Source organism: Bordetella sp. 2513F2 (assembly GCF_054642735.1).
Genome location: NZ_CM137755.1, coordinates 3,209,940 through 3,223,820 on the forward strand (window position 1 = coordinate 3,209,940; position 13,881 = coordinate 3,223,820).

Annotated in this window: 14 protein-coding genes and 1 tRNA gene; 4 read left to right on the top strand and 11 right to left on the bottom strand. The window is 65.0% G+C overall.

Annotated elements, in window-relative coordinates:
• Positions 1–3 precede the first annotated feature (3 nt).
• From ACYBYQ_RS15195 to ACYBYQ_RS15205, 3 genes are read right to left on the bottom strand one after another with little or no spacing between them, the layout of a single operon-like run.
• Complete coding sequence (locus ACYBYQ_RS15195; RefSeq protein WP_459615097.1) at positions 4–450, bottom strand: MaoC/PaaZ C-terminal domain-containing protein; 447 nt, start codon at positions 448–450, stop codon at positions 4–6.
• A gap of 15 nt (positions 451–465) precedes the next feature.
• On the bottom strand, positions 466–2,409 hold the full coding sequence (locus ACYBYQ_RS15200; RefSeq protein WP_459615098.1) for a TRAP transporter permease: 1,944 nt from the start codon (positions 2,407–2,409) through the stop codon (positions 466–468).
• Positions 2,406–3,356: a TAXI family TRAP transporter solute-binding subunit gene (locus ACYBYQ_RS15205; RefSeq protein ID WP_459615099.1), complete on the bottom strand. Its 951-nt coding sequence runs from the start codon at positions 3,354–3,356 to the stop codon at positions 2,406–2,408. Before ACYBYQ_RS15205 ends, ACYBYQ_RS15200 begins: the two co-directional genes overlap by 4 nt.
• 330 nt (positions 3,357–3,686) lie before the next feature.
• Here ACYBYQ_RS15205 and ACYBYQ_RS15210 point away from each other — a divergent pair, with 330 nt between their 5' ends.
• Genes ACYBYQ_RS15210 through ACYBYQ_RS15220 form a run of 3 tightly spaced genes read left to right on the top strand, consistent with a single transcriptional unit; the run spans position 3,687 to position 5,816 of the window.
• Positions 3,687–4,130 carry a PaaI family thioesterase gene (locus ACYBYQ_RS15210; RefSeq protein ID WP_459615101.1) on the top strand — a complete coding sequence of 148 codons (444 nt, stop codon included), beginning with the start codon at positions 3,687–3,689 and terminating at the stop codon, positions 4,128–4,130.
• A 10-nt stretch (positions 4,131–4,140) separates the two neighbouring features.
• Positions 4,141–5,508: an acyclic terpene utilization AtuA family protein gene (locus ACYBYQ_RS15215; RefSeq protein ID WP_459615103.1), complete on the top strand. Its 1,368-nt coding sequence runs from the start codon at positions 4,141–4,143 to the stop codon at positions 5,506–5,508.
• Entirely contained in the window at positions 5,505–5,816 is a 312-nt protein-coding gene (locus ACYBYQ_RS15220) for an AtuA-related protein (protein WP_459615104.1), read from the top strand. The genes ACYBYQ_RS15215 and ACYBYQ_RS15220 overlap by 4 nt, the downstream gene beginning before the upstream one ends.
• Positions 5,817–6,276: 460 nt before the next feature.
• On the opposite strand, the gene ACYBYQ_RS15225 is transcribed toward ACYBYQ_RS15220, so the two are convergent.
• Positions 6,277–6,891, bottom strand: a complete 615-nt coding sequence (locus tag ACYBYQ_RS15225) for an NYN domain-containing protein (protein ID WP_459615106.1) — start codon at positions 6,889–6,891, stop codon at positions 6,277–6,279.
• 315 nt (positions 6,892–7,206) lie between these two features.
• Positions 7,207–7,283: transfer RNA gene (locus ACYBYQ_RS15230), tRNA-Pro, on the bottom strand.
• Positions 7,284–7,497: 214 nt separating this feature from the next.
• Here ACYBYQ_RS15230 and ACYBYQ_RS15235 point away from each other — a divergent pair.
• Positions 7,498–8,169: a ProQ/FinO family protein gene (locus ACYBYQ_RS15235; RefSeq protein ID WP_459615108.1), complete on the top strand. Its 672-nt coding sequence runs from the start codon at positions 7,498–7,500 to the stop codon at positions 8,167–8,169.
• Positions 8,170–8,187: 18 nt separating this feature from the next.
• Here the strand turns inward: ACYBYQ_RS15235 and ACYBYQ_RS15240 are convergent, their stop codons facing one another.
• The 6 genes from ACYBYQ_RS15240 to pstS all read right to left on the bottom strand — a co-directional run bounded on the left by ACYBYQ_RS15240 (position 8,188) and on the right by pstS (position 13,866).
• Positions 8,188–8,739 (bottom strand): hypothetical protein, encoded by a 552-nt coding sequence (locus ACYBYQ_RS15240; protein ID WP_459615110.1) that lies wholly within the window; start codon positions 8,737–8,739, stop codon positions 8,188–8,190.
• A gap of 264 nt (positions 8,740–9,003) precedes the next feature.
• A complete protein-coding gene (gene ppk2, locus ACYBYQ_RS15245) occupies positions 9,004–9,912 on the bottom strand; it encodes a polyphosphate kinase 2 (protein ID WP_459615111.1) in 909 nt (302 codons plus the stop codon).
• 43 nt (positions 9,913–9,955) lie between these two features.
• Positions 9,956–10,732: a phosphate ABC transporter ATP-binding protein PstB gene (pstB, locus tag ACYBYQ_RS15250; RefSeq protein ID WP_459615113.1), complete on the bottom strand. Its 777-nt coding sequence runs from the start codon at positions 10,730–10,732 to the stop codon at positions 9,956–9,958.
• Positions 10,733–10,775: 43 nt separating this feature from the next.
• Positions 10,776–11,633 (bottom strand): phosphate ABC transporter permease PstA, encoded by an 858-nt coding sequence (gene pstA / locus ACYBYQ_RS15255; protein ID WP_459615114.1) that lies wholly within the window; start codon positions 11,631–11,633, stop codon positions 10,776–10,778.
• Positions 11,634–11,652: 19 nt separating this feature from the next.
• The gene (pstC, locus tag ACYBYQ_RS15260; RefSeq protein WP_459615115.1) at positions 11,653–12,672 is read right to left on the bottom strand and encodes a phosphate ABC transporter permease subunit PstC; all 1,020 of its coding nucleotides are present in this window, start codon (positions 12,670–12,672) and stop codon (positions 11,653–11,655) included.
• A 153-nt stretch (positions 12,673–12,825) separates the two neighbouring features.
• Complete coding sequence (pstS, locus tag ACYBYQ_RS15265) at positions 12,826–13,866, bottom strand: phosphate ABC transporter substrate-binding protein PstS (protein WP_459615117.1); 1,041 nt, start codon at positions 13,864–13,866, stop codon at positions 12,826–12,828.
• Between the last annotated feature and the right edge of the window lie 15 nt (positions 13,867–13,881).

Sequence of the window (13,881 nt, forward strand, 5' to 3'; positions counted from 1 at the left end):
AGATCAGGCGGCCATCAGGCGCTCGCGCCTGACCAGCAGGCTGAATTCGCAGCTGAGCACGGTTTCCTCCCGCTGGTTCACTGCCTTGAGCAGGACCGTCGCGACACCGTGGTTTTCGCCCTTGTCGCGCAATCCTATGATCTCGGAATGTGCATGCAGCGTGTCGTTGATGAAAGTGGGCTTGGCGAAACGCAGCTTGTCCACGCCATAGAACGCCTCGATCAGCTCCCCGTCGAAGCCCATCAGCGCATTGACGATGACGAACACCAGCCCACCCTGCACCAGCCGCTGGCCATACAGGGTTTTCTTGGCAAATTCGGCGTTGGCATGCAGCTCCAGCCAATTTCCGGTGAGCATGCAGAAGTTCACGACATCGGTCTCGGTAATCGTCCGGCCCCGCGATACGCTTTTATGGCCAAGCTTGAGAGACCCGTAAGGGGCATCGATCATGAAGTTCTCCAAGGACTAGATGGCGTGCCGCTGCATCCCGCCGGCCTCGCGTCGCGCACGGGCAACCTGCACGGCGATACAGGCGGCGAACATGGCGCAGGCTGCGGCGTCGGTAGCGGCATAAGGAAGGAAGAAGAGAATGCCGTTGGCCAGCAGGTATAGCCGGCTGGCCGTGCCCAGGGGCCGCGCCAGGTACCCGATCGACGCGCAGGCAATGCAGAACATCGCCACGGCCGTGATCCCCAGGGCGTAGGCGACTTCCATTGCCGTTCCGTCCAGCAGCAGCCCAGGCCGGTAGACCATCATGAACGGCAGGAAATACACGCCGCCGGCGATCAGCAGCGCGTATCGCGCGACGCGCCAGAAGGATTCCCCCACCAGTGCCGCCGCGGCATAGACGCTTGCGCACACGGGAGGCGTGATGGCCGAAAGGATGGCGAAATAGAAAATGAACAAATGGGCGGTCAAGGGCGGGATGCCCAGCTTGGTCAGCACCGGGGCGGCGACCGACGCCGTCAGCACATACGATGCCGTAGTCGGGACGTCCATGCCCAGCAGAATGCAGAGCACCGCAGCCGCAACCAGGGCAACGATCAGCTGGTCGCCCGCCAGGGCGATAAGCTCGCCCGACACCTTGTTGCTCAGGCCGGACGCCCCAAGGATGGACGTGACCAGGCCCGCGCACGCCATCAGCACGGCGATCATGATGAGGCCTTTGCCGCCTTCCGCCAGGCCGCGGCCCAGCGTCTGCGCGTACGCGACGGCGGCGGCGGACACGTCGCCATGCATCGCCGCCGCCAAGCGCCACACGCCCGCCACCACCACCAGGACCAGGGTGGCCATGGCGCCCGCATAAGTGGCTGTGTAGCCTGAAGCCAGCAGGTAGATCAACATGCCCACCGATGCGGCCAGCGGCACGGCCTTGTCGAAATGGATCGGCGTGCGCGGAATCGGCGTGGCCGCCAGGCGATGCTTGCGTGCGTACAGGTCCACGCCAGTGAAGATGAGCGCGAAATACAGCAGTGCCGGTAGAAGCGCCGCCTGGGCAATCTGCACGTAAGGGATATTGAGCAGCTCCGCCATCAGGAAGGCGCCGGCGCCCATGATGGGCGGCATGAGCTGCCCTCCCGCCGAGGCGCTGGCCTCCACGCCCGCGGCGAAGGCCTTGGGATAGCCGGCCCTGCGCATGGTGGGGATGGTGACCGAGCCCACCGCCATGACATTGGCCACGGCCGAACCTGATACCGTGCCGAACAGCGCAGAGGTCACGACCGAGACTTTCGCCGAGCCGCCGTGGCCGCGCCCCGCCAGCCGGCTGGCCACCTGCACGAAGACCTCGCCCGCGCCCGTGGCCATCAGCAAGGCACCGTAGATGACATAGACTGCGATCACACTGGTGCCGATATCCGCCATGAAACCGAAGATGCCGCCGGTGGAGGCGTACAGCGTGCTCATGGCCGTATCCATCGAAACCCGCGGCGGTTGCCACAGGCCGCTGATTGCGCCGTACCCATACAGGTAATAGAGCATTCCCAGCCCCGCCAGGCAGGGCAGCGCCCAGCCGAGCAGGCGTTGCGTGGCCACCAGTACGAGCACGATGGCGCCTGCGCCGACCGCCAGGTCGGCAACCTGAAGATCGGACATGACGTCCATGAAACGTGCATTGTTCAGCATGACATGCAGCCCGGCATACCACGACAGCAGGGCAAGAAGCGCGAGCAGCCCGGTCTTGCCTGCACCCGCTCCGTCTGCGCGCGCCTTGGCCGCCAGGCCCCAATACGCCAGTGCCATCCCCGCCCCGATGAACAACCCACGCTGGATCAGGGGGTCGAAAGCGCCGGCGAACGCGGTGTAGAGATGGAACAGAGCGTAGGCGGCGCAGCAGATGCCGAAAGCGGGACTCTGCCTGGCGCTGCCCTGCGGGGCGTCCGGGAGCGGCAGGGATTGCTCCTGGCTCATTGGACCGAATCCCAGAAGCGCTTGGCGCCGGGGTGCAGTTTCACGCCCAGCTTTTCGGCAGCCAGGGCCTGCGCCTTGAAGTCGAAATCCTTCAGGTGCGGCCAGGCCTCGATCAGCAGGTTCCGATGATCATAGATTCCCTTCGCGATGGCGTAGGCGGTTTCGTCGTCCATGAGCGAGCGGCGCGTTGCATAGACGATCAAGACCGAAGGCGCCATCACGGGCGGACTGCCTTCCTTCACGTTGGCGATGCGCGTGAAGCCCACCCCCTTGACCTGGTCGATGATCTTGTCCTGCTGCGCCTGGGGAAAATCGAGCAGCTGCATCGGCGTGGTGACGATGAGCTCACGCAGCGTGGCATCCACGCCCTGGCCGGGGCCGTACTTCGAGTAGCCCACGAGCTGGCGGTTCTGGATGCCCTCCGTGGAGTCCTTCACGGTGCCTGGCACCCAGGACGGCTCCACGCCCAGGGTGGCGAAAATCTGCCGCGTTACCTGCTCCGCGCCGCTGCCCCGGATGCCGGGATTGAATTTCTTCCCTGCCAGGTCCTCCAGGCGTGCAACCCCGGCATCCTGCCGCACCGCCACATTGAGAACCGACACATCGTAGGCATACAGCGCCACCAGGTCCTCCACGGCCTTGCCCTTGAACGGGCCGGAGCCGGTCAGGGCCTGGATGCCCGCATCCGTGGCCACGAGGCCGAGATCCAGTTCGCCCTTGGACAGCCGTCGGATGTTGTCGACGCTGGCGCCGGTCTCGACATGCGACACATGGGAGCCGGGAATGCCCAGGCCGATGGCCTTGGCCATCGCGTTCGACACCACGAAATGGCTGGACGTGATGTTGGTGGAGCCCAGCGTGAGATTGGTCTTGGGAGCGGCAAGGCAGGCACCGGCCTGGATGGCGAGCAGGGCGGCGCCCAGCGCGGCGCGGACGGAAGTGTTCATTTGTCTCCTCCTAAGGTCGGCCGCAGCATTTCGCTGCGGCGCATTAACCGACTGTATGGTCGGTTTTTTTACCGATCATAGGCCATCCAGCCGGAACGTCAACATCAAGATCAACATATCGGCAAAAACCCGGGAAAATACTGATATCCGACCAAGCCTGGATTTCCTCGTTGACCGATACTGAACTCCATGAAAGAATAAAAACCGACTGATCAGTCGGGTTATCGCCACGTAGCGATGCCACGCCGGCCGGTCACGGCAGCCCCCAAGGGCCCCACATACGAAGGCGGCAGCCCGTGCACACGGGATGAACCGCCCACGGAGACAACCATGCCCAGCGCCAGCCCATCCGAATGGGACCACCGCATTCCTTTTCTGCATTTCATCGGCGCGCAGCTCACACATTGGGAGCCCGGCAATGCCACTGTCGAGCTGCTGCTGGATGAACGACACATGAACCGGTCGGGGGTCGCCCATGGCGGGCTCTACTCCGTCCTGATCGATGCCGCCGGCGGCCTCTCGGGCTGTCACAGTGGCGACCGTATCGGCCGCAAGGCGATCACGCTGTCGCTGACCACCAGTTTCACGGGGCAGGTGGCGGGCGGGCGGCTGTCGGCGCATGCGCGCGTCCGCAAGCGGGGGACGCGCATCTTCTTCTCCACCGTCGAGATCTACGACGACCAAGGCCAGCTCGCCGCCCTGGGCGAAGGCACTTTCCGCCTGCGCAGCGAACCATCCGAAACCGCGGCCACGGCTCCCGCCGTGGCCTCTTGAAGGAGCCGACATGCAAGGTACCGATACGCTGCGACTGGGCAGCGGTGGTGGTTTCTGGGGCGACGCGTACGACCCCGCCGAGCAACTGCTGCGCGCAGGCCGACTGGATTTTCTCTGCTTCGATTTTCTGGCGGAGCTCACCATGGCCATCCTGCACCGGCAGAAGGCACGGAATCCGGAGGCCGGCTACGTGGCCGATGTGGTGCCCTTCATGACGGGGCTGGCTCCCCTGGCACGCGAACACGGCACCTGCCTGGTGTCGAACGGCGGCGGCGCCAACCCGGCAGCGGCCGGCCGGGCCATTGCCGCCGACCTGCGCCAGCGTGGCCTGCGCAATATGCGCATCGGCGTGGTGCACGGCGACGACCTGATGGATCGACTCGACGCAATGATTGCCGACGGCGTTCCCCTGCCCAACAGCGTGACGGGCCAGAGCGACCTGGCCGGGCTGCGCGACCGCATCCTGTGCGCCAACGTCTACGCCGGCGCCGAAGGCATCATGGAGGCAGTGGGTGCCGGTGCGCAGATCATCGTCACCGGGCGCGTCGCCGACAGCGCATTGTTCGTCGGGCCCATCTTGCAGCGCCTGGCGGTAGGATACGACGATCCCGACCTGGTGGCGGCCGCCGTGGTGGCCGGCCACATCGCCGAATGCGCTTCCGCCTGCACCGGCGGCATGTCCTCCCGCTTCGACGAAATGCCGCGCATGGGCGAAGTGGGTTTCCCCATCATCGAATTCAGCCGCGATGGCAACGCCGTCATCACCAAACTACCCCGCACGGGCGGCATCGTGGATACCTTCACCGTCAAGGAACACCTGGTGTACGAGATCGGCGATCCGAGGCGCTACATGGTGCCCGATGGGATCGTCGACCTCACCGCCCCAAGCGTCATCCAGGCCGGTCCCGACCGGGTCCTGGTGCGCGGCTGCAAGGGCCAGCCCCGCCCCCGCCAGCTCAAGCTGCTGATCGGCTACGCCGATGGCTGGATCGGCGAAGGCCTGCTGATGTTCCCATGGCCGCGCGCCCTCGACCGCGCGCGCAAGGCGCGCGACACGCTCATGGAGCGTTTCGGCCGACTCGGGCTGGAGGCTGACGACGTGCAGTTCTCCTTCGTCGGCATCGACACCCTGCATGGGCCCGCCGCACCGCAGCCCGAGCGCGACGACTTCAACGAGGTCGGCCTGCGGGTGGCGGTACGCACCCGCACGCAGGCCGAGGCGGAGAAAGTGCGCCGCGCCTGCACCCACCTGTGGATCATGGGCCCTGGAGGCACATCGTTCGGCGCGCCGTTCAAGCCCCGCCCCGCCATCAGCCTGTGGTCCACGTACATCGACCGCGACATGGTCACGCAGAAGATGGAGATCATCGAATCATGAGCCGACTGCTGCAGGATATCGCCTATGTGCGCGCCGGCGACAAAGGCGACAACGTCTCGATAGGGCTGCTGGCAAAAAAACAGGAAGACTATCCCGCCCTCCTGCGCAGCGCCACGCCGGATGCCATCCGCAAGCTCTATGGCGACTGGGTGAAGGGCGAGGTCAACGTATACCCCATGCCGAACATCGATGGCTGCCTGGTGCTGCTGGAACAGGCGCTGGGCGGCGGAGCCACCTGCACCCTGCGCTTCGACCAGACGGCAAAGTCCCTGGGCTATGCGCTGCTGCGGCTGCCGGTGCGCGATTGACGGTCCGCGTGGGGGCAACACCCATGGAGCGCGTCAAGGGCGCCTCGCACGGGCGGGCTCGTGCATGAAGCCAGCCCGCTGATTTCTATCTGGTCGGGGCGGCGGGATTCGAACTCGCGACCCTCTGCTCACCAAGCATATATAGAAGATCTCAAGTGGGAGTGGGAGCACGCCTACCCCAGGCAGCATGGCTACATGGAGCTTGAGGTGCTTTTGCAGCACTTCTCTACATCCATTTCAAATCGCTTGCCCATCTGGTCTAGAACACATCGCCACGCGCTTCATATCGCCCGTCGCATCCTCAGCAGTGATGTGCACGGCCGAACGCTTGATGATCGCGTGGAAGTCGCTCAGCGTGCCTTTACGTCGCTACTGGATTGGTGGGCCAGCCCCAAACTGGATTTGCATTCTCCGACGTGTGCAGGCGGGCAATCGAAATTCTGCCGCCCGACTCTGCCGCCTACCAAGTAGCAGGCTTATGGATAGCCGCTCCCTGCGCGTCAGTCACGACGCTGGGAAACTGGCTCGCAGCAAGCGCACCAGCACGAATCTGCTTGATGAAATCCGTATGCGGCAACAAAGCCCGGCTCGGGTTCTTGTGCGGGTTCAGAATCCCCACTTGCTTCCTCAACTCCGCACGAACAAGTCGGATCGGCTCAAGAAGATCGGAGTCGTTGGAGATCACCACGGCGATGTCGAAGCGATTGAGGTGGGCATCGTGCAGCCAGTGGGTCGCCAGATTGACGTCCGAACCCTTCTCCTCCGTCTTGATGATCTTCACATACGGACTGTTGCCAGGAACGGGATTCGCCAGCCTAGCCATGATGGCATGGGACAGATAATGCCCATAGATCACCTCCAAGTTGGGCAGCGTTCCCAAGGCGCGTAGATACGCCTGCTGGCGGGCCGGCTGTTGGGGGTCATTGGGGCGCGCGCTGACGGTCGCGGTGAAATATTTGATGGTGGTGATGTCATTGCCCGGCAAGTACGCCCGGCATAGCGCATCCAGGTTCAGCCACCGATGGGCCGTGCGTGCCCTTGAGCGCACCGTAGTAGAGATTGAAAGCATCGACATAAACGCTGGTTCTTGGTTTTTCTGCCGCCATGCGTGCCTCATAAATGCAGAGGCCCCCTTTCGGGGGCCTCGCGCCCTAGCATCGAAATGCGAGGGGAGATAAAGATGCAGGGAGCCTTGCGGCTCCCGCGCCCAACGGCCGAGGCCATTGGGGAAATGTTCAAAAATGATAACGCTCAAGGCCGGCCGAGTCAATCCGCCGCAACACTTGAGAGCAGCATAGCGGGCTCTCATTGTTACCCTAACTGGTACCCTGAGACATGCAAAACCGGAGGAAGAATCCGGCCAAAAACCACATAAGTTATTGGATTTTATTGGTCGGGGCGGCGGGATTCGAACTCGCGACCCTCTGCTCCCAAAGCAGATGCGCTACCAGGCTGCGCTACGCCCCGACGGTGCCGGATCACCGGCGGGTGGCATTGTACCCGAGACCACGCCTCCGGTTTTCCGGCGCAGTTCCCAACTCCCGCCCCTCGCACCCGCGCCGCATTTTTGCCAAACTATCCCTTGTGGGCGGAACCACCGCACCCGGCGCCGGGGCTAACCCGCCGCTGATACAATCCTCCGCTCCCTCAAACACCCCTCACCCCCCGAGCGACGATACACATGGGATTCGAGAAGCTGGCCGAACTGAAGCGACAACTCGCTGCCCAGGCCGCGCAAGAAAAACGGGCCCAGGCGCCTGCGCAAGGCAAGCGCCCGCCCCGTTCGGGCAAGCCGCAGCAGCAGGCCGGCAAGCCCGGCGGCGCCGCGGCGCAGGGCCGGAATCCCCGCAAGCCGGAGGCGCCCCAGGCCCCGCGCGATCCGCTGCTGATGGCCATCGCGCGCCTGCAGCAGAACTTTCCGCTGGCCTTCCCGCGCCGTCCTGCACCGCGTGTGCCGCTGAAGCTGGGCATCATCAACGACCTGTACGCCCAGGCAGGCAAGCTGCGGCTTACCGAAGACCAGATCAAGGAAGCGGTGGCCACGTGGTGCTCTGGCGGTCGCTACTGGGCCTGCCTGGTCCAGGACGCGCAACGGGTAGACCTCGAGGGCCAGCCCAGCGGCACGGTCACGGCGGCGGAAGCGGCCCATGCCAGCTTCCTGGCACGCCGGCAGCGCAAGCAACGCGCCGCCGAGCGTCGCGCCGCGTCGGGAGTAGCCAAGGCGGAGGATGCCGCCACGAATCCGGATGCGCCCCCGGCCCCGGCAGGCAACGATGCCGCGGCAAACAGCGAGGCCCCTGCAAATGCAGAGGCCTCGGAAGTGCAATCGCACCCTTCCACAGACGACGCCTGAGCGCCGCTGCGTCGGGCGTCAGTGGGCCAGGCGGTAGGGCCGCTGACGGCCATGGCGCGCAGCGCGCGCGTGGCCGGGCACCAGCACCATGGCGGCGCGATGCGAGGGCCGCTTGCGGGCCGACTTGACGGCCCTGGGCTCCATGCCCGGCTGCCAGGACGCGGGAATCAGGCTGATCCAGCCGAAATCATGCTGGTACAGGCGGCGCCCGGTGCGGCGTGCGTTCTTGACGATGGCGTCGACGTGCGGATGCTGGTTGGCCAGCCGATGCACCTGGGCCACCTGCCTGGCGGCCAGCGGCTCGTAGGCGTTCATGTCGGCATCCTGGCGCGCCAGCCGGAACAGCAGCAGCACGCAGGCCAGCAGGCCCAGGCCGGTGAGCCCCCAGCCGGCCATGCCCAGGGCCGGAACTGCCCATAGCGGCCCCGCCAGGCCGGTAAGCGGCGCGAGACCGGCAAAGGCCGCCAGGGACCGTCGCTGGGCACAGGCGAGGCGCTCGTGCTCTGCATGCGCTTTCTCGTCGGAAAGCAATTCGCGGGAACGCTCGACATACATCGTTGCTATCGTCATCAGCTCCTCCTGCCGACTAGATGATGGGATGTCTGTCCTGATAGCCTGTGCCGTTGCGGCACTTACTGCGGACCTTCAGGGCAAAACGCCTGCTGCGGGATAGGTCTGGGATTTGTCTCGGGTCTGTTTTCGTCGTTTGACTACAGAAATACTCCTTTCACCAGGCTTTCGCAAGCGCGACATGCCGGTGTTGCGCCCGAAGCGCAACACCGGCATGCGTGTGAAGCCTGGAAGGAACGCCTGCCGGGCGTGCCGGCCGGCGCGTCAGTAGACGGCCGGAACGAACATCTCCGGCGGCAGCGGCCGGCGGGTGTAGTCGGGGTGGTGTTCGCGGGCAGGCAGCTCGATGGGCGCGTGCTCGACCTCGCCGTAGGGAATCTGGCCCAGCAGGTGGTGCATGCAGTTCAGGCGGGCGCGCTTCTTGTCCACGCCTTCCACGATCCACCAGCGCGCTTCCGGGATGTGGGAGCGCTCTATCATGACTTCCTTGGCCTTGGTGTAGGCCTCCCAGCGGCGCCGCGATTCGAGGTCCATGGGCGAGAGCTTCCACTGCTTGAGCGGATCGTGCATGCGCATGAGGAAGCGCCGGTGCTGTTCGTCGTCGCTGATGGAGAACCAGTACTTGATGAGGATGATGCCCGAGCGCACCAGCATCTTCTCGAACTCGGTGACGCTGCGGAAGAACTCTTCGTATTCCTCGTCGGTGCAGAAGCCCATCACGCGTTCGACGCCCGCGCGGTTGTACCAGCTGCGGTCGAACAGCACGATCTCGCCGCCCGCCGGCAGGTGCGACACGTAGCGCTGGAAATACCATTGGGTGCGCTCGCGATCGTTGGGCGCCGGCAGCGCCGCCACGCGGCACACGCGCGGGTTGAGCCGCTGCGTGATGCGCTTGATCGCGCCGCCCTTGCCCGCGGCGTCGCGGCCCTCGAACAGCACCACGACCTTGAGCTTCTTCTCGACCACCCAATCCTGCAGCTTGACCAGCTCGCCCTGCAGGCGCAGGAGCTCGCGGAAATAGATGCGGCGGTCGATGTCGCTGTCATCGTCGCCTTCTCCGCCCGCGAGGGCATCGAGGCGGCTGTCGTCCAGTTCCATCTCCAGTTCCTCGTCGAAGCTGTCGATGATTTCCGCATAGAGCCGGCGGGCGTGGTCTGACAAGGGATCGGTCATGGCGCGATGATCCTGTATCCGGGATGGCCGCGGCGGGCCGGCCTCAGCCGAAGCGGCCCGTGATGTAGTCTTCGGTTTCCTTGCGGGTGGGCTTGACGAAGATCTGATCGGTTTCGCCGAACTCCATCAGTTCGCCCAGGTACATGTAGGCCGTGTAGTCGGAGCAGCGGGCGGCCTGCTGCATGTTGTGGGTGACGATCACCACGGTGTAGTCGTTCTTGAGCTCGGCGATGAGCTCCTCGATCTTGGCAGTGGAAATGGGATCCAGCGCCGAGCAGGGCTCGTCGAGCAGCAGCACTTCGGGCTTGATGGCCACGCCGCGGGCGATGCAAAGGCGCTGCTGCTGGCCGCCCGAGAGGCTGTTGCCGCTCTGGTGCAGCTTGTCCTTCACTTCGTTCCACAGCGCCGCCTTGGACAGCGCCCATTCCACGCGCTCGTCCATCTCGCCCTTGGACAGGCGCTCGAACAGGCGCACGCCGAAGGCGATGTTGTCGTAGATGCTCATGGGGAACGGCGTGGGCTTCTGGAACACCATGCCGACCTTGGCGCGGATGAGCGAGATGTCGGTCTTGGAGGTGAGCAGGTTCTCGCCGTCGAGCAGGATCTCGCCCTCGGCGCGCTGGGCGGGATAGAGCTCGTACATGCGGTTGAAGGTGCGCAGCAGCGTGGACTTGCCGCAGCCCGACGGGCCGATGAAGGCGGTGACCTTGTTCTCGCGGATCGACATGTTCACGTTGCGGATCGCGTGGAACTTGCCGTAGTAGAAGTTGAGGTCCTTGACTTCGATCTTGGCTTTGGTAGCGGTGACGGTCTTTTCCATTTGGCTTCCTAGGGCCGGCGCCGCATGGCGCCGGCGGCAGCGATCATTTGTTGCGGAACATGTTGCGGGCAATGATATTGATGCCCAGCACCAGCAGCGTGATAAGGGTGGCACCGGCCCAGGCCAGGTCGTTCCAGTCCTGGAAGGGGCTGGCGGCGTACTGGTAGATGACCACCGGCAGGTTGGCCATGGGCGCGTTCATGTTGAGCGACATGAACTGGTTGGACAGCGCGGTGAACAGCAGCGGCGCGGTTTCGCCGGAGATGCGGGCCACGGCCAGCAGGATGCCGGTGATGATGCCCGTCTTGGCGGCGCGATAGCAGACCAGGGTGATCATGCGCCACTTGGGGCAGCCCAGCGCGGCCGTGGCCTCGCGCAGGCTGTTGGGCACCAGCAGCAGCATGTTGTCGGTGGTGCGCACCACCACCGGGATCACCAGGATGGACAGCGCCAGGGCGCCTGCCCAGCCCGAGTAGTGGCCGACCTGGGCCACGTAGACGGCATAGATGAACAGGCCGATGATGATGGAGGGCGCCGAAAGCAGCACGTCGTTCAGGAAGCGCGTGGCCGGGGCCAGCCAACCGCGCTGGCCATATTCGGCCAGGTAGGTGCCGGCGAGGATCCCGACCGGCGTGCCGATCAGGGTGCCCACGCCCGCCATCATCACGCTGCCGGCCACGGCGTTGAGCAGGCCGCCCTTCTGGCCGGGGGGCGGGGTTATTTCGGTGAACAGCGTGAGCGAGAGCGCGGGGGCGCCCTTGAGCAGCAGGGTGAGGATGATCCAGAACAGCCAGAACAGGCCGAACACCAGCGTGATCAGGGACAGGGTCAGCATCACCTGGTTGACCCTGCGCCGGCGCCGGTAGACGCCATTCTGCATGTTGAGTACGGAGGTAGCCATTGTGTTTCTTCCCAGTTCCTCAGGAGGCCTTGCCTTCCATGGCCGACAGGCGCAGCAGCAGGACCTTCGAGCAGGCCAGCACCACGGTGGTGATGAGGAACAGGATCAGGCCCAGTTCCAGCAGCGCCGCCTTCTGGATGCCGCCGGCCTCGTTGAATTCGTTGGCCAGCGCCGAGGCGATGGAGTTGCCCGGCGAGAACAGCGAGCCCGACCAGCGGAACGCATTCCCGATCACGAAGGTGACGGCCATGGTCTCGCCCAGGGCACGGCCCAGGCCGAGCATGATGCCGCCGATGACGCCGGACTTGGTGAAGGGCAGCACCACGCGCCACATGACTTCCCAGGTGCTGCTGCCCAGGCCGTACGCGGACTCCTTGAGCATGGGAGGCACCAGTTCGAACACGTCGCGCATCACCGCGGCGATGAACGGGATGATCATGATGGACAGGATCAGGCCGGCGGTGAAGATGCCGATGCCGAACGGCGGGCCGGCGAACACCCCACCGATCAGCGGCATGTTGCCCAGGGTGGCGATCAGGAAGGGCTGCACGTACTGCTGGAACACCGGCACGAAGACGAACAGGCCCCACATGCCATAGATGATGGACGGGATGGCGGCCAGCATCTCGATGGCGGTGCCCAGCGGGCGGCGCAGCCAGGCCGGCGCCAGTTCGGTGAGGAACATGGCGATGCCGAACGACACCGGCACCGCGATGATGAGCGCGATGGCGGAGGTGAGCAGCGTGCCGATCATCGGCACGACCGCGCCGAAGTTCTCCTGCACCGGATCCCAGTCGTTGAGCCACAGGAACGACAGGCCATACTTGGCCAGCGACTCCTTGCTCCCGTAGATCAGGGAAATCATGATCGCCGCCAGCAGGATGAACACCAGGAAGGCGAACAGGCGGGTCAGGTTCTTGAACAGCGCATCCATCAGCGCGTTATTGGTAGGCTTCATAGGCGAAGGCGTGCCGGAAGTGGTGGAATCGGCTGCCCCGGACGGGGACATCGGCACACTATTATCCATTACCGCGCTCATGGACGGGCTTTCCTTGGAGGGACGGACTTCTTGGAGGGGCATTCGCGGCACGGGGGCGCCCGAAGCGCCCCCGAAGGTCGTGGTGGCGGGCGGCGCGGCGGACCGCGCCTGCCCTCGGACCGGCCCGGGCGCTAGCCGGGGCCGGACCATCCATTACTTCCAGACCGGCTTGCCGTCGGCCGACTTGATCTCGCCCCAGGCGGTGCGGATCTGCGAGGTGACTTCGTCGGGCAGGGGCACGTAGTCCAGTTCGGCAGCCGACTTGGCGCCGTTCTTGAAGGCCCAGTCGAAGAAGTCCAGAACCGCCTTGCCCTGGGCCGGCTTGTCCTGCACCTTGTGCACCAGGATGAAGGTGGCGGCGGTCACGGGCCAGGAGGCATCGCCGGGCTCGTTGGTCAGCACCACGCCCATGCCGGGAGCGCTCTTCCAGTCGGCGTTGGCAGCGGCAGCGGCGAAGGCCGTCTGCTCGGGCTGGACGAACTTGCCGGCCTGGTTCTGCAGCTGGGTCCAGGACAGCTTGTTCTGCTTGGCGTAGGCGTATTCGACGTAGCCGATCGAGTTCTTCAGCTGGCCGACGTAGGCGGCGACGCCTTCGTTACCCTTGCCACCCTGGCCCACGGGCCACTTCACGGCCTTGCCCTCGCCCACTTGCGACTTCCAGTCGGGCGAAACCTTGGACAGGTAGTTGGTCCAGCCGAAGGTCGTGCCCGAACCGTCGGAGCGGTGTACCACGATGATGTCGGCCGAAGGCAGCTTGACGTCGGGGTTCATCGCCTTGATGGCGGCGTCGTCCCACTTCTTGATCTTGCCCAGGAAGATGTCGGCGATGACCGGGCCCGACAGCTTCAGCTGGCCGGGCTTGACGCCATCGATGTTGACCACGGGCACCGTGCCGCCGATGACAGCCGGGAACTGCAGCAGGCCGTTCTTTTCCAGGTCGTCCGCCTTGAGGGGATCGTCCGAGGCACCGAAGTCGACCGTCTTGGCCTTGATCTGCTGCTGGCCGCCGCCCGAACCGATGGACTGGTAGTTGACGGCGTTGCCGGTGGCAGCCTTGTAGTCGGAGGCCCACTTGGCGTAGACCGGGTACGGGAACGAGGCGCCGGCGCCGGTGATATCGGCCGCCTGGACGGCGAACACGGCGGCGCTCAGGGCGACACCCACCGAAACTTGCTTGAATACGCGTTTGAACATCTGGGTTTCCTTCTG

What these genes read in the sequence shown, in the direction of transcription:
- ACYBYQ_RS15195 (WP_459615097.1), bottom strand. Translation starts at nt 450, where the DNA reads ATGATCGATGCCCCTTACGGGTCTCTCAAGCTTGGCCATAAAAGCGTA.
- ACYBYQ_RS15200 (WP_459615098.1), bottom strand. Translation starts at nt 2,409, where the DNA reads ATGAGCCAGGAGCAATCCCTGCCGCTCCCGGACGCCCCGCAGGGCAGC.
- ACYBYQ_RS15205 (WP_459615099.1), bottom strand. Translation starts at nt 3,356, where the DNA reads ATGAACACTTCCGTCCGCGCCGCGCTGGGCGCCGCCCTGCTCGCCATC.
- ACYBYQ_RS15210 (WP_459615101.1), top strand. Translation starts at nt 3,687, where the DNA reads ATGCCCAGCGCCAGCCCATCCGAATGGGACCACCGCATTCCTTTTCTG.
- ACYBYQ_RS15215 (WP_459615103.1), top strand. Translation starts at nt 4,141, where the DNA reads ATGCAAGGTACCGATACGCTGCGACTGGGCAGCGGTGGTGGTTTCTGG.
- ACYBYQ_RS15220 (WP_459615104.1), top strand. Translation starts at nt 5,505, where the DNA reads ATGAGCCGACTGCTGCAGGATATCGCCTATGTGCGCGCCGGCGACAAA.
- ACYBYQ_RS15225 (WP_459615106.1), bottom strand. Translation starts at nt 6,891, where the DNA reads ATGTCGATGCTTTCAATCTCTACTACGGTGCGCTCAAGGGCACGCACG.
- ACYBYQ_RS15235 (WP_459615108.1), top strand. Translation starts at nt 7,498, where the DNA reads ATGGGATTCGAGAAGCTGGCCGAACTGAAGCGACAACTCGCTGCCCAG.
- ACYBYQ_RS15240 (WP_459615110.1), bottom strand. Translation starts at nt 8,739, where the DNA reads ATGACGATAGCAACGATGTATGTCGAGCGTTCCCGCGAATTGCTTTCC.
- ppk2 (WP_459615111.1), bottom strand. Translation starts at nt 9,912, where the DNA reads ATGACCGATCCCTTGTCAGACCACGCCCGCCGGCTCTATGCGGAAATC.
- pstB (WP_459615113.1), bottom strand. Translation starts at nt 10,732, where the DNA reads ATGGAAAAGACCGTCACCGCTACCAAAGCCAAGATCGAAGTCAAGGAC.
- pstA (WP_459615114.1), bottom strand. Translation starts at nt 11,633, where the DNA reads ATGGCTACCTCCGTACTCAACATGCAGAATGGCGTCTACCGGCGCCGG.
- pstC (WP_459615115.1), bottom strand. Translation starts at nt 12,672, where the DNA reads ATGAGCGCGGTAATGGATAATAGTGTGCCGATGTCCCCGTCCGGGGCA.
- pstS (WP_459615117.1), bottom strand. Translation starts at nt 13,866, where the DNA reads ATGTTCAAACGCGTATTCAAGCAAGTTTCGGTGGGTGTCGCCCTGAGC.